Genomic DNA, 21624 nt, shown 5'->3' with positions numbered 1-21624 from the left:
AACATCGGGACTTTTCATAAAGAAAAAACGGAAGGCGAACCCGCTTTCGGGTTTGCCTTCCGTTCCGTTCGATTGGCCTTTTCATCAAAATTGCATCAACGTTTTTCTATCACCGTTATCAATTCCCTTAAGTAATCCGGCAGATCAGGCGGGCGTCTGCTTGATACTAGGTTTCCATCGACTACGACAGCTTCGTCAATCCAGGTTGCTCCGGCATTTTCCATATCATCCTTAATGCCAGGTGTACTTGTTACATTCTTGCCAGCTAGAATTTTTGCGGAGATCAGCACCCAGCCAGCATGGCAAATTTGCCCGATCGGTTTTTTTGTTTCTTCCATGCTTTGAATAAGTGAAATCACTTCAGGGAACCGACGAATTTTGTCAGGGGCCCAACCGCCCGGTACGAGAATCGCATCATAATCTTCCGCTTCAATGCTGCCATAATCATAATCGGATACGGCGGGTACACCATATTTGCCAATGTACGTTTCATTCGCCTTCTCCCCAGCAAGATGGACGATCGCACCCTCTTCTTTCAATCGTAAGATCGGATACCAGAGCTCTAAATCTTCAAAATCATGGTGCACAAGACTGATAATTTTCTTTCCAGCTAACCTCATGAAAATCTCCCCTTCCTTCGTGCTATTCAACTTTACCATTCTTCCCTGTTTCTTCACTTTTTCAACCATTTTCTCCAGACAACCAGTCCAGCCATATCCTGTCTAAAAATCAACCTTTACTAAATGCAGCCCGCCGGCATCCGCCATACGGCCCGTTTGGATTCTTTCCTTCGACTCCAGAATGCCCGGGATTTGCTCAGCGTCTATTTCACCAAGACCGACCTCTATCAGCGTCCCGACCATCTTTCTAACCATATTATAAAGAAAACCATCCCCACGCACACTAATTTCGATGAATCCGGCATTTTCCACTATATCAATCACATATATTTCACGCACCATTGATTTTTTCTTGGACTTTGCATTTGAAAAAGCAGTGAAATCATGGGCACCTATAAAATATTGACACGCCCTTTTCATTCTTTCTATATCCAGCTTTCCTCAACATGCATACTGTACTTTCTCATGAACGGATTCGTATACCTCTCGTTCCAGATCTTATATAAATAGGTTTTGTCCTTAGCATTATAACGGGCATGAAAACGATCAGGAACTAACATGACCTCTTTGATGCTTATATCTTGGGGCAAATATCTATTCAAATAGTTCATTATTTCTGATTCTGTCAAATTTCCAGCGATCTTGAAATTGGCAATCTGGGCAAAAGCATGAACACCGGCATCCGTTCTGCTGCATCCAATGATTTCGATTTTCTCCCCTGCCATTTCCGTTAATACATTTTCTATTTTCCCTTGAATCGTATCGTCACTATCGCCCAGCCGTTGCCAGCCCCTATAGCGTCCGCCATCATATTGAATGGTCAGCTTATAATTGTTCATTGCTTCCTCCTACTGTAAAGCTATCCGGACAAAAAACCTGATAAAATATAAGCCCCCATACACGCCTGCTGTATGAGGGAACATATGATTTTTCCTTAGAAACGCTTCTTTACATATTTAAGTTTTCATCATTGTCATTTATTATGTGCCCCGAAAACGAAATACCACAATGCAAATCGGAACGTAATATTTCCCAATCAAAGAATAATGCACTTCTGCATAGTGTACCAAAGAGGCTGATGCCCTGCAACGGACGAGCCACCGTCACAAATCACTTTTTTGCGCTTTCCCCTGTCAAAACCACCGCTCTGGTTCTTTATCATTCAATAAAACACTGACACATAGGCGATTATCACTCGCCCATACTTTCCGTTTCTATGGTGATTGTTAAATAAAAAAAGATTTGGAAGTTGATATTTTCAGGCAAATACTCCTAAAGGCAAAGAAAAAATAAGCTATAATAAGGATATTAAAAGTGGATAAATCAATAAGAAGAGTATCACCGGGATCATTTGTTTTCCCATATACTCTAGGAGGTACGTTTTGAAAGAATCTACATTGAATAAAGGATGGGTAAGTTTAGGTGCAATCGGGTTGTTTTTCCTCGGGAAAATAAAGTGGTTGCTTGCGCTATTGAAAGTAGCAAAAGTGGGTTCTCTCTTATCTATTTTCGTTTCACTGGGAGCGTATGCGTTGGTTTACGGTTGGAAATTTGCTGCAGCCTTAGTCTACCTTATTTATATCCATGAAATGGGCCATTTACTTGCGGCTAAGCGAAAGGGCATCAAAACATCCAGTGCCATTTTCTTCCCGTTTGTCGGAGCGTTAATTGCCCTTAAAGAAGAACCGAAGAATGCTAACCAAGAAGCTTATCTTGCATTTGGAGGACCATTGTTAGGTACAGTAGCATTCTTACCAGCCATCCCCTTATTTTTGGTGACGGAAAATCCGTTTTGGCTTTTGGTCATTACCCTTGGAGCCATGATTAATCTGTTCAATCTAATGCCTGTGCATCCTCTTGATGGGGGACGTATTGTAGGAGTCATCTCTGCAAAACTTTGGGTAGTCGGGATTATCGGAATGGTCGTATATATGTTCTTCCGCCCCAATCCGTTATTAATTCTTTTCTTCATATTAGGAATCTCTAAATGGTGGAACGAATTCCGCAGCGAGATAACCATAAATCAAAGAGATAGCGTAATCGAATCCAATCAATTTGGTATGGAACAGCTAGAGGAATTTGCAGCTGCAACAGAAGAAGAAAAAATTCGCCTCGTCAATATTTGGAATATGGAATTAAGTCGGCTGCATGGAAAGCTTAACAAAATGAAGAGTTGGCATATCCCGCTATTCGATGATGATAAGCTAAAAGAAAAACAACGGACCGAGGTAAAATTAACTATTTATAGATCCTTACTTGATGCTGCTAATTCGAATGAATACCAGTACGGACCGACCGATTTTGAAAATATAGGCACCTATGAACGAATTGCAGCAACGTTTTTTAAAGAAGTGCAAGAACAAACGAAAATCAGGGACAAAGAGAAATCCTATTACTCATCAAGTCTCAAAACAAAAGTGATCTGGTTCTCCTTATACCTTGGACTTGCCATTTTCTTAATGTTAACGAGCTTATATGCAGGTGATTTAATGGAACAATATAAAACTTCATTACCTTAACGCATTTTGAAAAAGGGACCTCAATAATGAGCGTCCCTTTTGTTTGCCGAAGTCCGATCCCCAAATGAATCCCTCTGCAAGTAACCCCTAAGCATTTTTGGCATGTTACGCCCAAAGGTGTCAATTAGGCAAGAAAAAAAGGCCTAAAACACGTATAATCTATCCACTTCATCCTGTAAACCCAATTTAATCATTTCTTGAATGACCAATTCCTTTAACGCTATACCATTTGTAATTAAATAAGTGAATTGGACATCTCTGATGAAAGCCAGTTTACTTTCTGTTGTTGCAGAATAAAAAAAGGCTTTCATTTCTGCCAAGTCAATCGTCATATCTTTTTCAAGTTTATATAGGATATGGCTGCTCGTCACGTTATCTACAGGTATGATGCCTAACCCATCAAGAGTGGGAAAAATGGTTTGTTGTGCTCTTTGTTCCCTTACTTTTATCTCTACATAATGATAGACATCCTCGATTGATTCGCTTCCAAACGCGTCTAATATCTTCTCCACTACATATTTTGCTTCTTCTTCAAATTCCTTATCTTCAGGTTTTACTTGATTTTGTTCTTGAAGATATTGAATATACTGTTCTTCTTCTTCGAAGATATTAAAGTTAGATATACTTAAGGCATCTTTCATCGTACAAACCAAGCTAAGATACTCCCTAATATTTCTTGCTACAATCTTGATATGTGTATCAAAATCCATGGGACTAATACAAACGACGAACGCATTCTCTAAATCAGATACTCTACCGAAGTCAGTTAGAAATCCGAAATGTATGCCGTCAACGCCTGTACTGGCAAAAGTAATGACATCATAGAGAGTAGTTTCATAAGGGGAGAAGTCAAATTCTAAATAAAGCGATAAATCACTTAAGGAGTAGCCTTCTTTTTCAATTTCCTTCTTTAATGTATGGAGCTTGTCAATTGTTGGCGGCATGTTCAAATACTCTCCGAGATAACTCATGATTTTCTCCTTCAATATTGTGCCTTGTTAGTTGATTCAAGAATAACTTGTGTTTATCGTAAGTATTTGACACCCTCATAAGGAATTAATGGGAAACATACAAAAAAAAGACCCAAACCCTTATTATATCAAGGATTTGAGCCTTTGTTAGTTGATGACCTGTGAGGGATTCGAACCCACGACCCCTTCCCTGTCAAGGAAGTGCTCTCCCACTGAGCTAACAAGTCGTATGTATAAGCTTGCGTGTGAATTACTTAAGTACATAATTTATTATAAGTTTTTTTGGTGAAAAGTCAACGCATTATAGTAAAAAAGTTTTAATTTTATTTCATTTTTCACAAAAACGAACAAATGTTCCTTTTTCACTTGCATAAAAAACGTACGTTCGCATATAATGATTAAAACCAAGTAAGTTAGCAAAGGGGCGATCGGAAATGAAATATATCCTTCGCAAGCATATGGAAGAAAAGGTTCCTCTGGAGATCATTTACCTCTCGGAGCAAGGAAAGATTACACAACGGAAAATCCAGGTTCTAGAAATATATCCAGGCCATATTCATGCTTTCTGTTTTCTGAGGCAGACGAAACGGACGTTCAAAATGAATAATATCCTTTCTGCCCGCCTCATCAAGGCAAAATACGATCGATCCGGATGAGTCCGCATGACCCATAGGATTCATCCGATTAACTCTTCTTCTTCCTGGATGTCCTTTTCCCTTTCCGTCAACGATTCTTCTTCATCCCTCAGGCGATGGGCCAATCTTGAGGCGGCACTCGCGGCAATGCTTGCAACGATATCATCCAGGAAGGTATGGACAACTCCTTCCTGCTTCTTATCGAGCTCGTGGATGACGCCTATTTTATTTTTATCCAAGTGGCCAAATGTCGTGACAGCAATGCTTCCGTATCCGAGGACTGCACCGAATGCGATGGTTTCATCGACGCCGAACAAGCCTTCATCGGATTCAACGATGGATTGAAGAGGTTCGGAAAGCTTCTTTTGCTCTGCCAGTTTATCAAGCTCCACACCGACTAGAATCGCATGCTGTATTTCCCTTTTCAATAGGACACGCTCGACGCTGCGGATGCATTCCTCCAATTCGAGATCGGCTTTGTATGGAATCTGCAATTCGTAAACGATTTTCGCTATGGCTTCCACACTGACGCCGCGTTCCATTAAGAGGCGCTTTGCCGCCTTTGTTACTTCCCTGCTGTGTACGTGTACATCTGCCATTTAATTCCCCACCTTTTTTATAGTATGATGGATAGATATCCTTGTATTATAGCATTAAATTTTCTAAATTTTTAGAAAATATAAAGAAAATTTTTTATTCCAAATTCTTGGGACGGGAAAATCTCGCAAGGCTATGATAAAATAACTAAGTAATAAGTATTTCATTATTAATGATCATCGAGGTGCGGGAAATGAGTTTACGCAAAGGCACAATTAAAGAGTACATGTTTAAAAGTGAAGCGCTGGCGGAGGAATTGGAACTGCTTGTTTACTTGCCTGCTAATTATTCACCATTGTATAAATATTCGCTTGTAATTGCTCAGGATGGACGTGATTATTTTCAAATGGGCCGAATCGGCCGTGTAGCCGATGAATTATTGGGTAACGATGAAATCGAGAATATAATCGTTGTGGGCATTCCCTATAAAGATCGTTTTGACCGCAGAAGCAAATATCATCCAGACGGGGAACAGCACCTTGCATACATACGTTTCCTTGCCCATGAACTTGTCCCGTTTCTGGATGAAGAATTTCCGACCTATCAAATGGGACATGGCCGCGCCCTGATAGGCGACTCGCTTGGCGGTACTGTTTCATTATTGGCCGCCCTGAAGTATCCGCACACATTCGGGAAGTGCATCATGCAGTCGCCCCTGGCCAATGAAGCCGTGATGGAGGCTGTACGCAACTTTGAGGATCCGCATCTACTCGAACTTTATCATGTGATCGGGACTGATGAAACCGACGTACCAACGACTGATGGGAATCGGGCAAATTTCATAGAGCCCAACAGGAAATTGCATCAATTATTGAACCAAAAAGGATTTCCGTGCTTCTATGAAGAATTTGAAGGTAATCATACCTGGAAATATTGGCAGGCAGATTTAAAAAGAGCACTGCTGGAAATGTTCTAACCTGTAATAGGTTTCTCCACAACATATCCAGCCACCATACAACCATTATAAATATCAGGAGGTTTTATTTATGAAATACGGTGTTGCCATTTTCCCTACAAAGAAACTTCAAGACTTAGCTAACTCCTATCGAAAGAGATATGATACGAAGTATGCGTTCATTCCACCGCACCTGACGCTTAAGCCAACGTTTGAAGCGACGGACATGGAAATTTCGGCGATTGCTGACCAAATAAAAGACATTGCCCAAAAGTGCAGGCCTTTTACGATGAATGTGACGAAAGCGAAGTCCTTCCAACCGGTAAGCAATACGATCTATTTCAAGGTGGAGCTATCCGAAGGGCTTCAGGAGCTGCATGAGGCGCTGAACGATGAGAGTTTCATAAAAAGTGAAAATGAATATGCTTTCGTGCCGCACATCACCATCGCCCAAGATTTATCCGATAATGAACATTCCGATGTTTTAGGTCAGCTAAGCATGCTTGATGTCAGCCATGAAGAAGAAGTGAAGCGGATTCATCTGTTGTATCAGCTAGAGGACGGTGCCTGGACGGTATACGAAACATTTAGGTTAGGAGCTGAATAAAGCCGTGTTTGTAAAAATTGCCGAAAACAGCCAAGAGCGTGAAAAAGCGTATATGATTCGAAGGCAAGTATTCGTTCAAGAACAAAATGTGCCGATTGAAGAAGAAATCGATCAATACGAAGACGTTTCCACGCATTTCGTCTTATATAATGAGCAGGAACAGCCAGTCGGTGCAGGCCGCTTAAGGGACATCGACAACATCGGTAAAGTCCAACGCATCTGTGTCCTGGCAACAGGCAGGAAAAATGGGGCCGGTGCCATGATCATGAACGCAATCGAGGAATACGCCATCCAGCAGGGAATGCATCAATTGAAGCTTGATGCGCAAGTTCACGCCATACCGTTTTATTCCAAATTAGGATATGAGATTGTGTCCGATGAATTCATGGATGCTGGCATTCCTCATAAAACGATGATAAAAACTTTATCATGATACCAAAACGCTGTCCCTTCAGTCATCTGATGGACAGCGTTTTTTTGTTTGTTTCATCTTCCTTGATGATCGTTTTATAAAAAACCCTTTCCGTTCAATGGCAATCTCCGCAAAAATACATAGTCTATATATAGAAAGCAACAAGGAGGGATAATTTTATGGGTAACAATGAATTTAACCTGGAGGAGTCGCAAAAAAGATTAATGGAGCTACTTGTTTCAAGGACAATGAGAAAACATGGTTTCAAAAAGGAGAAAGTTGATCTAACTGAAAAAGAGAGAAACAACTTAAAAGAAACCATTCGCTATTTACAGGAGCAATCGCAAATTCTCATAAACCAGGAAAAAAACATCACGGAACACGATGTTAATCCAGTTACGAATTCCATTCATAATAAATTCACGGATTCCAAAAAAAAATGATTGACCATATCAGCTAATCAAACCTTACTTGCTGGCGAGAATTAAATTAACCAAGACATAGCAGCACTTACATTTCATTCTGAAACTCCAGCTTCTTTATCATTCATCCCCACACATCGATACTTTTCCGAAATATTTAAAAAAATAGACGAATTAATTGATTTATTCGTCCAACCAGAATAATCATCGAAGCATATTTTAATAGGGAATAAAACCTAAGGAGGAAAAAACGACATGAACCAAAATGTATACCGTAGCAACTGTAACACACATGAAAGCTGTGACAGATCTTGGTCAGCTCTAGATTCCGCTTCCAACCACCCCCTGACAGGATTTTGTAACGGCAACGATGACACAAGGATTGACCAAGAGGCAAGACAGGATAATAATCAAGTTCAGCTTTCCGAAGAACTTATTTACATTAAAGATTCCTGTAATGTAAATGTCACTTCAACAGATGTTAAAGCTGCCCTTTCTCTTCAAGCTGCATTGCAAGCTGCAATTGCGGTCATCGTAAGCATTTCCATCGCAGATGCAGATAATGCCGAAAGAATCACTCAAGAATTGATCCAATCCTCTAATGTCAAACAAATCACGCGTCAAAAAACAATTGTTGAGAACAGCCGTGATATCGACATTACGACAACGGATGCACAAATCGCTCTTAACATCCAACTATTACTACAACTATTGTTAGCTCTAATCGTTGAAATAGACATCCTTTAAGAAATCAACACAAAAAGGACACTCACGTGTCCTCTTTTGTATTTCATGGCATTCTAGACCATAACGTTTAAGTAGACTCCCTTTCCCGTCATTGCAGCAGTCAGCTGGTTGCTGGCCCTCATGGCCAATTGCTTTTTATATGTGCCCGCTCCTGCCGTTCTTTCATGGGTACGCTGATGAACTTGATTGAATCCTTCAAAACTCCCCATTTCCTCCTCTAATACCTGAGTGAAACGGATGGGTTGAATGGGCGTCGTGCCTTTAACAATTCTTACTTTCTCTGCAGCTTCGACCGTCCTGTTGGCATATTGAATATAATCAAATTGTGTGACCGGCGCTATGTATCCCATGGTTTACCCTCCTTTTCATGTACGTATGCTGTCATTTAAATACCCGCCCAGGGTGAGAGGTAAACACCATTTCCACATTCTTTTTTCCTCATCTTCTGGTATGATGGGTATTGCCGATATTTTTAATAGATTAGAGGTATCCATTTATATGAATCAAGCAAAATCTGGCAATGAAATTGTACATATACATACCGTTTCAGCTGGTGAGCTGCAGACACTATTCGAAAAAGGGAAACGTGATCAGCTTTCTTGCATCGTTTGTCAAAAGCCCGTTAAATTATTCATTGGCATTCATGAAACGCCCTATTTTTATCATAGTGACCCATCGCAGGCACCCTGTGTAATGCCATATTCCGAACCAATGAATCAGGACAAGCCATTAGAATATATGGAACAGAATGGATTTAAGATCCCCAAGTCTCGAACCATAACCGAAACAAAAACCATTACGGAGCCTTTCCTTAGAAGCCGGCAGGTAACGGGAAATCCGCAATATTCACATAAAACCGCCTCCCTGGCACAATTAGAGGAACCATATTTCCAGGAATTATCCTCTTGCGGGGTCGTACTAGATGCAGAACAGCTTAAAGCCGTAAAAACGATCGAAGGACCCATTCTTGTCCTTTCAGGAGCAGGCAGCGGGAAAACCCGGGTATTAACGGTCCGTACTGCCTACATGCTTACGGTGAAGAAAATCGATCCAAGAAGCATCATGCTCGTGACATTTACCGCAAAGTCAGCTAAGGAGATGCAGCAGCGGCTGCTCAGTTATCCTAATATGACGCCCTCCCTCGTTTCCCAAGTTGTGAGCGGGACCTTTCATAGCATTTTTTATAAAATCCTGATTTTTCACGAACCATCCAAATGGCAGCGCGATTTGCTATTGAAATGGGAATGGGAAAAAGAAAAGATCTTGAAACAGGCTGGTCGGGAAATGGAACTTGATGATAAGGAATTTGCATACGATCAAGCACTCCAGCAAATCGGGCTCTGGAAAAACTCATTGGCTTTCCCCGAAGATATTCAACCTGATGACGAGTGGGAGAAATCCTGTTTATTCTTATATAAGAAATATGAAGAGTATAAAAAGCAAACAGGAAAATATGACTTTGATGATATGCTTGTCGGCTGCTATGTCTTCTTAAAAAATCACCCCGATTTTTTAAAGAAATACCAGCAACGATTTCAGTATTTCTTGGTGGATGAATTTCAGGATATCAATAAAGTTCAATATGAATTGATAAAACTCCTTTCTTCCGAATCAAAAAATGTGTGTGCGGTTGGAGATGATGATCAATCGATCTATTCCTTCAGGGGGAGCGATCCGAAATACATCCTGAATTTCAATCATGACTTCCCTCGATCCCAAGTTGTCAAGCTAACCGAAAATTATCGCTCTTCCCATCAAATCGTCGCCACTGCGAATCGATTGATCAAGCGCAACCAGAATCGGATGGAGAAGCAAATGCGGGCACAGCATGATTCAGGAAATCCGCCAGTATTATTTTATCCATATGATGAGGAATTGGAAGCAACGATGATCGTTAATGATATTCAAGAAAAAATCGCCAAAGGAGCAAATCCCGGGGACTTTGCCGTATTATACAGGACACACACAATGTCCAGGGCCATATTTGAAAGACTGGCCGCTTCCAACCTGCCATTTGTAATCGAAAAAGATGCAGATTCCTTTTATCAGCGCAGGGTCATACGCGGCATGCTGGCCTTCATGCGCTTAAGTTTGTTTCCTCATGATAGCAAGGCAGCAGCGGATGTTCTTTCCTCATTATTTTTAAGGCAAAGCATTTTGCAGGAATTAAAAGCACAAACCATATTGCAGGACTGTGATTATATCGATGCATTTGCTTACATCAAGACAGGTCATGCTTTCCAAGAAAAAAAATTAAAAACGATTCCAGGGCAAATCCGTTCTTTAAAGATTATGTCGCCGCTGGTTGCTTTGGAAATCATCGAAAAGGACTTGGGCTACCAGGATTATGTTAAAAAACGGGGCAACGAAGCGAATCTGGAAAAAGGCTCCGATGACATTCGCGACCTAAAGGTGGCAGCCAACCGTTTTCCCACAGTCGCCGCTTTCCTTGAGCATGTCGACCATATGACAGCCATGGTCCAAGAAATTAAACAGCTCTCGAAACATTTCAAGGATGCCATACAGCTTACCACCGTACACCGTTCCAAAGGGCTTGAATATAAGACCGTATATGTACTTGCTGCAGTCGATGGCAGCATTCCACATGATTTCGCACTTGAATCCTATCGAAAAGGGGAGCTTGCCCCTCTTGAGGAGGAACGACGACTGCTTTATGTTGCAGCGACAAGAGCCAAAACGGATCTTTACCTTTCCATCCTGCAAACAAGACGCGGACGGACCGCACATCCATCACGCTTCCTCAAGCTCTGACCTTACCTTGTTTTCATGGCAGAAGGCAGGATTCAGCCATATGAAAAAGGCCTGCATCTATAGCAGGCCTTGATTCATTATTTTTTATTTATCATATTGGAAATCGTCCCAAAGTCGAGTTTATTGCCTTCAGCTACGATGGAATGGACGATTTTGTCTTCCGTTTCCTTATTGACCGGTTTGTTCGCTATTTTTGAAACGCGTTTAATGACATTCCTGACGGTTGTTTCATCTTTGAAGTTGGCCCCTTGTAGAGAGTTTGCCAATTCCAATACATCTTTCATATTCACGCCCGTTTTACCTTCTATGTTTTTAAAAAAGTTATTATCCATACCTAAGCCCCTCCCTTTTCTGTACCTATCCTATGGTTTAAACAGAAAATGGTGCAAGGCCGATAAAATAAAAAGAAATGGAATAGGCTTCTTCTGCCTATTCCATTTACTTTAGCAGAAAGAAGCCCCTACAATGATCAATAGGATAAACAACACAACGATTATCGCGAACGTAGAACCGCCACCACCGTAGCCTCCGCCATAACTGCCGCCATATCCATAACCGCTGTTGCCGCAGCAACCGTAGCCACCGAAACCAAACATACTATATCACCTCGCTTTCGCTAAAAGCTTACTGATAACATATGTAGGTCTGGACAAATATGTATAGGCCATGTCCTAGTCCAGGCTGCCCATTTCCGATCCTATCCCTTTGGCCTGAAAACCAAAGCCCCGATAAATCCGAAGATGATGGCTGCCGAGATACCGGAGCTCGTGATTTCAAACATTCCTGTTAGTACGCCGACGATGCCATGTTTTTCGGATTCCATCATCGCACCGTTCACAAGGGAATTCCCAAATGAAACGATCGGTATCGTTGCTCCTGCGCCTGCAAAGTCAACAAGCGGTTCATATAAGTCAAACCCGCCAAGAACCGCCCCTATTACAACGAATAAACTTAGCGTATGTGCTGGTGTCAGCTTAGCAACATCAAAAAGAAGCTGGCCGACTACACAAATCAATCCACCGATGACAAAGGCCCAAAAAAACATCGCTAACATCCAAATCTCTCCTTTTTCATGAATTCATCCCATACTCGATGGATACCGCATGAGCAATGCACGGAATTGTTTCCTTTTGCTGGACCGATAACGGCGACAATAATGCCCCAGTAGCAACCAGCAGGATTTTTTTATAATGACCTGAAATCATTTGATTGAGGATATGTCCATATAAAACCACTGCTGAACATCCCGCGCCGCTGCCGCCCGCTAAAACGGGCTGGTCCTTTTTAAAAATCATCAAGCCGCAATCTTTGAATTTTTCCTGATTGATTTGACATCCCTTTTGTTTTAATAAATCCAGGGCGGTTTCCCTGCCCACTTGCCCTAAATCACCGGTAATGACCAAATCATAATCATCCGGACCCAATCCCGTATCTTTGAAATGGGCAAGGATCGTATCGACGGCAGCCGGGGCCATCGCTCCCCCCATATTGAACGGATCCTTCAGCCCCATGTCAATGACCTTGCCGATCGTGGCCGAAACCACATGCGGGTATTCGCCTTGCCTGCTTCCATTCGGAGCGACCAGTGCCACCCCCGCTCCCGTTATCGTCCACTGAGCTGTAGGAGGTTTTTGCCCTCCATATTCAGTCGGATAGCGGAATTGCTTTTCAACGGCTGCATTGTGGCTCGAGGCCCCTGTCAGCACGTAATTCGCCCCGCCATAATTTGTGATGAAGGCAGCCAATGCAAGCCCCTCCATTGAAGTGGAGCACGCCCCAAACAACCCGAAGTAGGGGATGCCATGCGTTCTTGCCGCAAAACTTGTTGGGGTAATCTGGTTAATTAAATCACCCGCCAAGAAAAACTGCACCTGCTCCTTTTCAATTTCTCCTTTTTCCAATGCAAGTTCCACAGCCTTCTCCATCAAGTGGCGATGGGCCTTCTCATACGAATCCTTCTCCATCCACAAATCTCCGTACAAAATATCGAAGTCGCCCGCGATTTCGCCATTTGCTTCAAACGGCCCGCCTGTTACTCCTGTTTCCAAAATGACTGGTTTATTGGCGAACATCCATGTTTGTTTTCCTTTTAACACCCTTTAGCCCCCAATCATTAAATAAATCGTTTTAATCAACGCCACGACAAAGGCTGAAAATACTCCAAATAAAATGACCGAGCCTGCCAATTTGAACATATTCGATCCGACCCCTAACACGAACCCCTCGGTCCTATGTTCGATGGCCGCTGAAATGACTGCATTACCAAACCCGGTAACCGGGACTGCACTTCCTGCCCCAGCGAACTGCCCAATCCGATCGTAGAAGCCGAAGCCTGTCATCAATAGGGCCAGGAATACCATGGTCGCAGTGGTTGGACTTCCAGCTGTCTGTTCGGTAAAGTTGAAAAAGTAAATATAAAAGTAAGAAATCGCTTGTCCCACCATGCAGAAGATCCCTCCTACCAAAAAAGCCTTCAAACAATTCTTCACTATCGGTCTTTTAATTTCATGCTTTCCTTGAAGCTGTTTATATGCATCCTGTTGGGGAGTCGTTTTCTCCTTGCCGCTCATCGTTCTGAACCTCGCTTTCTAAATCAATTCTTTTTGAAGTTCTTCAATTTCCTTGAACTTCTTCCGTGCCTTTTTCTCAGGAACGTTTTCTTTCTTAAGGAACTCATTCAACCTTAAAGATTCCAAAAAGATTTTATAATCACTCGATACGATGAAATCATACTTCGGGAATCTTTCCTCCAGGTGTTGGGTCACATTCTTTTCAATCTTCTTCATATGGAAACGTTGTAAATGTTTGACTTTATAAGCGACGATAATCTTTTTTTCATTTTTCACCACGATAACGTCATAAATCGTATCTTCATTTGCTACCGTTTCCTTCACCTTTGAGATCAGGCCTTTTTCATCTTCTTCATCCATCCCATTGATGATATCCATCGGCTTGGGATTCGTCCGTTTAATCAGAGCCAGATTCTCCGTTTTCCCGTCTCCTTGGCTGCTGCAGGCTGTCAGCATACACAAAGCAACCAAAAGGAGCATCCAGCTGCGATACACATATTTTCTTTTCCTGAACAAAAGAATCACATCCTAATTAATCGTTCTATTAGTATTTTCTTGTTTAATGGTTTTTTTATGAATGGTAGGATTAGGAAATAAAAAAACCTTCCCTAAACGGAAAGGTTTTTCTACTCAGTAATAGCCTTTATTTTTATTATTATTATTATTACAGCCACAGTCTTTCTTGATTTTGATTGGCTGATCCTTTTTCACCGGTTTGGCATAAGTCCATGGGCTCTGCTTCTTATTCAAGTTATGACGCCTCCTTTAAAGTCTATAACTTACTATATGAATGAAGAGACAAGTTGTTTCCAATCAAATGTCCATAATTTTACTGATTATGACCTCAATGATCGCTCCTACGGCCGCTACGGCAAGAATCAACACCACTATGTCCCCTATGAACCAACTTTGCAGGTGCAGGAATACCAAAAAAAGGCTGACCCAGACACCCACGCACCAAAAACAGCTAAGCAACTGTCCTCCCCAGCCAAGTAATCCCTTTTCTTTGGGAAGCAAATATATTTCCACTTCGCCTTCTGCATTCTTTTCCTCTATTTCCTTAAAAAAAGGGCGGCGCAGCGGCTCCATGATTTTATCGAATACAATCAATCGTGTCAGCCTGAAGGAGGCCAATCCTAATAGTACAAACAAGGTGAACTCATTATGCGGGAGAAACATTCTCTATTGCCCCCTTCACTTCGGTTCTTCAATTATTTTGGCATCGATGATATCAGGAAGAGCGACAAAGTGAATACGGTTGCCCCTTTTAATCTTCACCGATTCCCCCTTAATCCCCAATACGTGGAACCGAAGCGTTTCTCCGTTCATTACCGCTTCACACAATGGCTTCGGGAATCCTTGATGTTGGGATAATCGCGTTATGATATCGCGAGAAGATTCTTTTTTCTCGATTTTTTTCCGCTTTTTCTTTACTGGCTTTACCGTTTCCTTTTCTGCTTGTTGAGGGGGCTCCGTCTGCTCGGATGGCGTTTGCACAGGAATATATTGATTGGTTATGTTCCTGATCGCGGTCATTTCCGTTTCGATTTCCTTCATGGCATCATATACACCGAATTCACGCTTAACTTCTTCTACTTTTTCTTCCTTTTGTTCTTGCTCCCCATGCTGTTCTTCCTGAAGCTCTGGCTCAACGGTATCAGGAGCCGTACTCTTTTTCGTCCGGAAATCCGTTTGCATATTTCCTCGCTGATCGGAAATCTTTGATGAATCGACATATAAAAGCGGCTTGGATTGTTTATCGTCATTCCTCTCTGCCATGTTCTTCCTCCTTAATATTTCAGAATATCGACAGACTGCAGCTGCTTCATATCGTATTGAACAACCTTTTTCCCAAATTTATGCCTTATATACAAATCGGATTTCTTTTTATATTCCAATTTCCCAAATAATGTACGGCCATTGATGATGAATTTACAAACGGGCTTGGGTGCAAAGGCTGGGAGTCGGGACAATAGCTCCACCAATTCCTCGGCACTATATGACGTGCTGATATTTTTTTCATTAAATGGCTTATGGCCCTTCATGTCATATACGGTTCGTTTCCCGATAGCACAAGGCAGATCGACTTTCTTCACGTCCATATGATGCCCCTCCTCCTTTTTCATTGGCCCCAATAGGGCTGAAAGCAGGTTTAAGCTGATTGTGTCTAGACAATGGAATATCTGCTCTATGTATCATTTATATGAAAATAAGCTTTTTTTATGCGTAAGATGTGACCGCGGAATAATCGGTTTCAGCCAAGCATAGGACGTCGGGATAATAATTTTTTAACATTGACTTAATTGAAAATGAAGATTAAACTTTAATTGTTATTGATTATCATTCTCATCTATTGGTGAACAAACACTTTTTAGAGAAAGGAAACCTTCGGCAGGATCCACAAGGCAAAAAATATTTTACTATAAGGAGAACTTCATTTTGAAAAAAATACTTTTACCCATCGTCTTCATCTTTACGCTTTTAGTCAGTGCCTGCGGCAATGCAGCCACTGAAAAAACATCGAGCGAAAAAAACAAAAAAAATACGATTACCTATCAGTCGGAAAATGGTGCGATTGAGGTCCCTGCAAACCCAAAACGGGTTATCGTTTTAGCATCTTATGCGGGAGATGTCATGTCACTTGGAGTAAATTTAGTTGGTGTAGAACCTTGGTCCAAAATGAACCCAAGGTTCAAAAAAAAATTAAAAGACGTACAATCGGTATCAGAAGATGAATTGGAAAAAATAATCGAATTGGATCCAGATTTGATCATCGGTGCAAGCACTACCAAAAATTTGGATAAGTTGAAGGAAATTGCCCCTACTGTAACTTATACATACGGTAAAGTGGATTATTTATCACAGCATTTGGAAATCGGTAAGCTGCTGAACAAGGAAAAAGAAGCACAAGCTTGGATTGATGATTATAAATCACGTGCGGCGGCAGCCGGAAAGCAAATTAAAGAAAAAATCGGGGAAGATGCTACCGTTACAGTGGTGGAAAGCTATGATAAGCAGCTTGCTGTGTTTGGAGATAATTGGGGAAGGGGCACCGAGGTCCTCTATCAAGAAATGGGATTAAAAATGCCCGACAAAGTAAAGGAAATGGTCCATAAGGAAGGCTATTATTCGATTTCCTTGGAAGTACTGCCCCAATATGTCGGCGACTATTTGATCATTAGCAAATATAGGGATCAAGATAACTCTTTTCAAAACACCGATGTTTACAAACAAATGCCTGCAGTGAAAGAAAATCATGTATTCGAAGCAAATGGTAACGAGTTTATATTCAATGACCCTCTAACATTGGACTATCAATTGGAATTTTTCCAATCACATTTCTTGGATAAATAAGAGGCTGCGCAGGGAGAATTCATCTTCCCTGCTTTTTATGGTTTAATGAAGAATAAGCTGGAGCCCCGTTTGCTGACATATTGACGGAATAGGACTACGACCATTTCTTGCCACTCCTATATTAAGGCCACGTCCGGCCACGGCAGTGGAGGTTTCCTTTTGTCCCGCATTCTATTGAGAGAGTATCTCGCTCCCTTTCTTTATAGTTAGTCCTCCTCATTGTGGTTGCAACACCAGCTTCATCAAGGAGCCAGGTTCAAGCGGACTTTAAAGAGCGGTTTGATTTAAGATAGCCCCCGCTAAAAATGCTTGAGAAAAATCAAAAAGGGATCCGGAATGTTTTCATTCCGAATCCCTTTTTGGATTTGCTGTCATTACCCCATAATATGATATCCAGAATCGACATGGATATTTTCGCCGGTAATGCCGCGGGACATATCACTTAATAAAAAGAGGGCCGTATCGCCGACTTCTTCAGGAGTCGTTGTGCGGCGAAGAGGTGCCTCTTCCTCAATCTTCTTCAGAATGCTATTGAAGTCACGGACCCCTTTGGCCGATAACGTACGGATCGGGCCGGCCGAAATGGCATTCACACGGATGTTATCTTTGCCAAGATCGCTTGATAGGTAACGGACATTGGCTTCAAGCGAAGCCTTAGCCACACCCATTACATTATAGTTCGGCATGACGCGTTCACCGCCAAGGTACGTCATCGTGACTATGCTGCCGCCTTCAGGCATGAGATCTTTCGCTGCTTTGGCTACAGCCGTTAAAGAGAAAGAACTGATATTGTGGGCAAGCAAGAATCCTTCACGGCTTGTGTTGACGAACTCTCCGTCCAGTTCTTCCTTGTTCGCAAAAGCGACCGAATGGGCGACACCGTGGATGATGCCTACCTTTTCCTTAATGGCTGCAAAGCATGCCACGATAGACTCGTCCTTCGTTACATCACATTGTAATATGATGGAAGGCTCACCTTCCAACGTGGAAGATAGTTCGATTACGCTTTTTTCCGTACGCTCTTTTCCATATGTGAATATCAGTTTTGCACCTGCTTTATGTAAGGAACGGGCAACTCCCCATGCAATACTTCTTTTATTCGCTACACCCATTATGACAAACGTTTTTCCTTCTAGTGAAAAAGTCATCTTGTGACCTCCTATTTTTAATACAAGTTATTAGTACCTGCTACTAATGACAGTATATCAAATTTTCATTAATAAAAACACCGTTTTCTCACCGAGGCCTGCATCCTTCAAGTTACAGTAAATAGCCCATGAACAATGTCGCCAATCCGAAATAAATCAGGATGCTGATCAGATCGTTGATCGTCGTAATGAAGGGTCCGGAAGCTACAGCTGGGTCGATCTTCATTTTATGCATGAGAAGCGGGACGATCGAACCTGCAAGCGTGGCTACAATCAGCGTGATGAAAATTGAAATGCCCACCAATAATCCAAGCATTATATCATGCTGCCAAAAATAGACGATGAAAATGATCGATATTCCGCATGTAAGTCCGATGATGAGCCCGGTTCCAGCCTCTCGGAGCACCAGCTTCCATTTGCTTTCCTGTTCCAAATCCCCTGTTGCGATCCCTCTTACGGCTACTGCCAGTGCTTGTGTACCGGTATTACCGGCCATACCGCCAATCAATGGAATAAAAACGGCCAAAATCGCTTTTTGGCTGAGCGTCTCCTCGAATCGACCGATTAAACTTGCAGTCAATAAGCCTAAAAACAATAAGATCACCAACCACGGCAACCGTTTCTTCGCAGCAGAGAACGGACTTTTATCAACATGGTCCAGATCTGAAATTCCTGCCAATTTAGAATAATCATCGGATGCTTCTTCATCCATTACATCAATGATGTCGTCTACCGTAATGATTCCTAACAGATGATTTTGAAAATCGACGACTGGTACGGCGAGGAAATTATAATCCCGTATTTTACGGGCCACCTCTTCTTGGTCCTCCGAGACAGGTACGGATACGACCCGGTCATCCATCAAATCGCTGATCAAAGCATCTTCATCAGCGATAATCAAGGTACGGAGCGATAACACCCCCAACAGTCTCTTTTCTTCATCTATGACGAAGACATAATAGATCGTTTCTGCTTGGGGGGCTTCCCTTTTTAAAATCTGCAATGCCGAACGAGCCGTTTCATTCGCCTCAATGGCGATGAACTCCGTCGTCATTATGCTTCCTGCCGTTGATTCCTCATAATTTAAAAGCTCCTGGATTTCACTGGCTGCTTCATCATCCATGATCGTCAAATAGCTGACAGCCTGTTCATCATTGATCTCATTCAACACATCTGCAGCGTCATCGGCATACATATGCGAAAGCATATCGGCTACATAGGAAGGATTCATTTCTGCAAGCAGACTTTCGTAATCCTCTTCCTCTATTTCAATATTTTCAAAAAGGTCCGCCATTTCTTCAGGTGACAAGTACCTGTAAACGATGGACCTTGATTCGTCCGACAAGCTTGTATAAAATTGAGCCTGATCATATGGATGCATGTCAAGGAACTCCGTACGGAATTTATCCAAATTCTCCGTTTCAAGAGCTTCATGCAAAAGGTCATGATTCGTTTGTTTACTTTCTTTTTCCAGTTCCTTCATCTCCTCCATACCTATACACCTCCTAAAACGCACTTTTTAATTTCTTCGTTTATATTTTATTTTTTTTATTAATACTATACTAATACCATAAACATATACAAAACAAACAAAGGATGTGACTAATGAACATCGATATCATCGGGGACATTCACGGATGCTTCCCCGAATTCAAGCAGCTAACAAAAAATATGGGCTATACGTGGGAAACCGGGATACCAATCCATCCTTCCGGCAGGATTCTTGGATTTGTTGGCGATTTGACAGACCGCGGCCCAAGCTCCCTCCAGGTGATCGAGGTTGTCCATGAATTGGTCATAAATCAAAAACTTGCAAAATATGCCCCAGGTAATCATTGCAATAAGCTGTATCGTTATTTGTCGGGCAATAAGGTCCAAGTATCACATGGATTGGAGACTACAGTAGCTGAATATCAATCCCGGAGCATTCGGGAACAAAAGAAGATCCGCAAAAAATTCATGGAATTATATGAACGCTCCCCCCTCTATCAACACCTGGATGATGGCCGTTTAATCATTGCGCATGCCGGCATCCGGAGGGAGTATATCGGCCAATATGGCAGTAAGGTGAAAACCTTCGTTCTCTATGGTGATATCAACGGCTCCAAACATCCAGACGGTTCTCCGATCAGAAAGGATTGGGCCCGGTGCTACGAAGGAGATGCCTGGATCGTGTATGGACATACCCCAGTCCCAAATGCCCGACAAGTCAATCGTACATACAACATTGATACCGGCTGCGTCTTCGGCGGCAAATTGACAGCGATCCGTTATCCTGAAATGGAACTTCAAGATGTACCTTCTTCCATGCCCTACCTAGCAGAAAAATTCAGGACTTCTTTCGATTAATCAAAAAAACTCGCCAACTTGGTGAGTTTTTTTGCTTCTATGAATGTTTTTCATTCGCTTGTTTTCGATTACTCCAGCACTGTCCTGATGAAAGGAAACCCATTTCTCACTTCACTTCGAGCAAATTCTTCATATCTTCAGGCAGCTCTTCCTGAAACAACATCATCCTCTTCGTGAAGGGATGCAAAAATTTCAATTCAAAACAATGAAGGGCTTGGCGATTGATTTCCGTCCTGCTGCCTCCATATAAATCATCACCTGCCAGGGGATGCCCGATATGAGCCATATGCACCCTGATTTGGTGCGTCCGCCCGGTTTGGAGTTCCAATTTGAGGAATGTATGGGAAGCAGTGTGTGCCAATACCTGGAATAACGTACGGGCATGCCTGCCATCGTTGCGGACTTCCCGTTCAATGATGCTCGTCGATTTCCTTCCGATAGGGGCGTCGACCACACCTCCAGGCCCGGCAACAAGCCCTTCGGAAATGGCTTGGTATCTCCGTTTCACCTGGCCCATTTTTTGCTGCCCACTCAAAAGATGATGGATATGCCGATGCTTGGCAATTAAAACAAGTCCGGACGTATCCCTATCCAGCCTTGTAACGATATGGATCGTTGCCTGTATTCCCGTTTTCTTATAATAGCCGGCCAAGCCATTTGCCAGACTGCCATTTGGATGCTCCCGGGACGGGATGGTATTCATGGCAGGCGGCTTGACCACCACCAATACGAATTCATCTTCATACTTGACATCCAGGGGGATCGGTTCCGGCAAAAGTCCTCCGCTTGCCAGCTCTGGGGGAAATATGACCGTCACGACATCACCAGCTTCAATACGTTCCCTGACGGTGACGATAATGCCATTCACCAAGATAGATCCGCCTTTAAACTTAATATCCGTTAATGCCCGCTTTGAAATATCGCATTTGCTGAGAAACTCTCGCAATAAAGATCCGGAATCCTCTTCAAGAACCGACCAAGTCAAAGAAAAATTTTGATTTGACAT

General features: G+C 42.3%; 26 protein-coding genes, 1 tRNA gene and 1 pseudogene. 10 read left to right on the top strand and 18 right to left on the bottom strand.

Features of this window, described 5'->3' with window-relative positions:
* Positions 1–95: 95 nt before the first annotated feature.
* Positions 96–620 carry a type 1 glutamine amidotransferase domain-containing protein gene (locus AS888_RS17430; protein WP_061143427.1) on the bottom strand — a complete coding sequence of 175 codons (525 nt, stop codon included), beginning with the start codon at positions 618–620 and terminating at the stop codon, positions 96–98.
* 102 nt (positions 621–722) lie between these two features.
* A pseudogene (truA, locus tag AS888_RS17425) lies at positions 723–1459 on the bottom strand (tRNA pseudouridine(38-40) synthase TruA).
* A gap of 543 nt (positions 1460–2002) precedes the next feature.
* Between truA and AS888_RS17420 the strand changes: the two are divergent.
* Complete coding sequence (locus AS888_RS17420) at positions 2003–3139, top strand: site-2 protease family protein (RefSeq protein ID WP_061143421.1); 1137 nt, start codon at positions 2003–2005, stop codon at positions 3137–3139.
* Between the two features lie 143 nt (positions 3140–3282).
* On the opposite strand, the gene AS888_RS17415 is transcribed toward AS888_RS17420, so the two are convergent.
* Both AS888_RS17415 and AS888_RS17410 read right to left on the bottom strand, forming a co-directional pair.
* The gene (locus AS888_RS17415) at positions 3283–4110 is read right to left on the bottom strand and encodes a hypothetical protein (protein ID WP_061143420.1); all 828 of its coding nucleotides are present in this window, start codon (positions 4108–4110) and stop codon (positions 3283–3285) included.
* A gap of 155 nt (positions 4111–4265) precedes the next feature.
* Positions 4266–4337: transfer RNA gene (locus tag AS888_RS17410), tRNA-Val, on the bottom strand.
* A 207-nt stretch (positions 4338–4544) separates the two neighbouring features.
* On the opposite strand from AS888_RS17410, the gene AS888_RS17405 reads away from it, so the two are divergent.
* Entirely contained in the window at positions 4545–4766 is a 222-nt protein-coding gene (locus tag AS888_RS17405; protein WP_061143419.1) for a hypothetical protein, read from the top strand.
* A 20-nt stretch (positions 4767–4786) separates the two neighbouring features.
* On the opposite strand, the gene AS888_RS17400 is transcribed toward AS888_RS17405, so the two are convergent.
* Positions 4787–5344: a phosphatidylglycerophosphatase A family protein gene (locus AS888_RS17400; protein WP_061143418.1), complete on the bottom strand. Its 558-nt coding sequence runs from the start codon at positions 5342–5344 to the stop codon at positions 4787–4789.
* Positions 5345–5535: 191 nt separating this feature from the next.
* Here AS888_RS17400 and AS888_RS17395 point away from each other — a divergent pair, with 191 nt between their 5' ends.
* The 5 genes from AS888_RS17395 (at position 5536) to AS888_RS17375 (ending at position 8425) form a co-directional block, all read left to right on the top strand.
* On the top strand, positions 5536–6258 hold the full coding sequence (locus AS888_RS17395) for an alpha/beta hydrolase (protein WP_061143417.1): 723 nt from the start codon (positions 5536–5538) through the stop codon (positions 6256–6258).
* Between the two features lie 70 nt (positions 6259–6328).
* The gene (locus tag AS888_RS17390; RefSeq protein ID WP_061143416.1) at positions 6329–6844 is read left to right on the top strand and encodes a YjcG family protein; all 516 of its coding nucleotides are present in this window, start codon (positions 6329–6331) and stop codon (positions 6842–6844) included.
* Between the two features lie 4 nt (positions 6845–6848).
* Positions 6849–7277, top strand: a complete 429-nt coding sequence (locus AS888_RS17385) for a GNAT family N-acetyltransferase (RefSeq protein ID WP_061143415.1) — start codon at positions 6849–6851, stop codon at positions 7275–7277.
* A 158-nt stretch (positions 7278–7435) separates the two neighbouring features.
* Positions 7436–7699 (top strand): hypothetical protein, encoded by a 264-nt coding sequence (locus AS888_RS17380; protein WP_061143414.1) that lies wholly within the window; start codon positions 7436–7438, stop codon positions 7697–7699.
* A gap of 234 nt (positions 7700–7933) precedes the next feature.
* Positions 7934–8425 (top strand): spore coat protein, encoded by a 492-nt coding sequence (locus tag AS888_RS17375; RefSeq protein ID WP_061143413.1) that lies wholly within the window; start codon positions 7934–7936, stop codon positions 8423–8425.
* Between the two features lie 53 nt (positions 8426–8478).
* Here AS888_RS17375 and AS888_RS17370 read toward each other — a convergent pair whose 3' ends face one another.
* Positions 8479–8775 (bottom strand): hypothetical protein, encoded by a 297-nt coding sequence (locus tag AS888_RS17370; RefSeq protein WP_061143412.1) that lies wholly within the window; start codon positions 8773–8775, stop codon positions 8479–8481.
* Positions 8776–8923: 148 nt separating this feature from the next.
* Here AS888_RS17370 and AS888_RS17365 point away from each other — a divergent pair, with 148 nt between their 5' ends.
* Positions 8924–11197 carry an ATP-dependent helicase gene (locus AS888_RS17365; protein WP_061143411.1) on the top strand — a complete coding sequence of 758 codons (2274 nt, stop codon included), beginning with the start codon at positions 8924–8926 and terminating at the stop codon, positions 11195–11197.
* Between the two features lie 77 nt (positions 11198–11274).
* Here AS888_RS17365 and spoVIF read toward each other — a convergent pair whose 3' ends face one another.
* The 9 genes from spoVIF to AS888_RS17325 all read right to left on the bottom strand — a co-directional run bounded on the left by spoVIF (position 11275) and on the right by AS888_RS17325 (position 15869).
* Entirely contained in the window at positions 11275–11529 is a 255-nt protein-coding gene (spoVIF, locus tag AS888_RS17360; RefSeq protein ID WP_034314458.1) for a sporulation-specific transcription regulator SpoVIF, read from the bottom strand.
* Between the two features lie 111 nt (positions 11530–11640).
* Entirely contained in the window at positions 11641–11793 is a 153-nt protein-coding gene (locus AS888_RS25215) for a YjcZ family sporulation protein (RefSeq protein ID WP_081092502.1), read from the bottom strand.
* Positions 11794–11894: 101 nt separating this feature from the next.
* Positions 11895–12251 (bottom strand): stage V sporulation protein AE, encoded by a 357-nt coding sequence (gene spoVAE, locus AS888_RS17355; protein ID WP_061143410.1) that lies wholly within the window; start codon positions 12249–12251, stop codon positions 11895–11897.
* A 16-nt stretch (positions 12252–12267) separates the two neighbouring features.
* Positions 12268–13293, bottom strand: a complete 1026-nt coding sequence (spoVAD, locus tag AS888_RS17350; RefSeq protein WP_061143409.1) for a stage V sporulation protein AD — start codon at positions 13291–13293, stop codon at positions 12268–12270.
* 3 nt (positions 13294–13296) lie between these two features.
* Positions 13297–13767, bottom strand: a complete 471-nt coding sequence (gene spoVAC / locus AS888_RS17345; protein WP_061143408.1) for a stage V sporulation protein AC — start codon at positions 13765–13767, stop codon at positions 13297–13299.
* An 18-nt stretch (positions 13768–13785) separates the two neighbouring features.
* Positions 13786–14283, bottom strand: a complete 498-nt coding sequence (locus AS888_RS17340) for a YhcN/YlaJ family sporulation lipoprotein (protein ID WP_061143407.1) — start codon at positions 14281–14283, stop codon at positions 13786–13788.
* Positions 14284–14580: 297 nt separating this feature from the next.
* A complete protein-coding gene (locus AS888_RS17335; RefSeq protein WP_061143406.1) occupies positions 14581–14946 on the bottom strand; it encodes a DUF1360 domain-containing protein in 366 nt (121 codons plus the stop codon).
* A 15-nt stretch (positions 14947–14961) separates the two neighbouring features.
* Positions 14962–15546 carry a hypothetical protein gene (locus AS888_RS17330; RefSeq protein WP_061143405.1) on the bottom strand — a complete coding sequence of 195 codons (585 nt, stop codon included), beginning with the start codon at positions 15544–15546 and terminating at the stop codon, positions 14962–14964.
* A gap of 11 nt (positions 15547–15557) precedes the next feature.
* On the bottom strand, positions 15558–15869 hold the full coding sequence (locus tag AS888_RS17325; protein ID WP_061143404.1) for a hypothetical protein: 312 nt from the start codon (positions 15867–15869) through the stop codon (positions 15558–15560).
* 337 nt (positions 15870–16206) lie between these two features.
* Between AS888_RS17325 and AS888_RS17320 the strand changes: the two genes are divergently transcribed.
* Positions 16207–17121: an iron-hydroxamate ABC transporter substrate-binding protein gene (locus AS888_RS17320; protein WP_061143403.1), complete on the top strand. Its 915-nt coding sequence runs from the start codon at positions 16207–16209 to the stop codon at positions 17119–17121.
* 374 nt (positions 17122–17495) lie between these two features.
* Here the strand turns inward: AS888_RS17320 and fabI are convergent, their stop codons facing one another.
* Positions 17496–18269 (bottom strand): enoyl-ACP reductase FabI, encoded by a 774-nt coding sequence (fabI, locus tag AS888_RS17315; protein WP_061143402.1) that lies wholly within the window; start codon positions 18267–18269, stop codon positions 17496–17498.
* Between the two features lie 112 nt (positions 18270–18381).
* Positions 18382–19761 (bottom strand): magnesium transporter, encoded by a 1380-nt coding sequence (gene mgtE, locus AS888_RS17310; protein WP_061143401.1) that lies wholly within the window; start codon positions 19759–19761, stop codon positions 18382–18384.
* A gap of 113 nt (positions 19762–19874) precedes the next feature.
* Between mgtE and prpE the strand changes: the two genes are divergently transcribed.
* Positions 19875–20618: a bis(5'-nucleosyl)-tetraphosphatase PrpE gene (gene prpE, locus AS888_RS17305; RefSeq protein ID WP_061143400.1), complete on the top strand. Its 744-nt coding sequence runs from the start codon at positions 19875–19877 to the stop codon at positions 20616–20618.
* Between the two features lie 106 nt (positions 20619–20724).
* Here prpE and AS888_RS17300 read toward each other — a convergent pair whose 3' ends face one another.
* Entirely contained in the window at positions 20725–21624 is a 900-nt protein-coding gene (locus tag AS888_RS17300) for an RluA family pseudouridine synthase (protein ID WP_061143399.1), read from the bottom strand.

The organism is Peribacillus simplex, assembly GCF_001542915.1.
Taxonomy (GTDB): Bacteria; Bacillota; Bacilli; order Bacillales; family DSM-1321; genus Peribacillus; species Peribacillus simplex_B.
The sequence above is the reverse complement of the archived record's forward strand: the minus strand, read 5'-3'. Positions and strand labels throughout refer to the sequence as shown.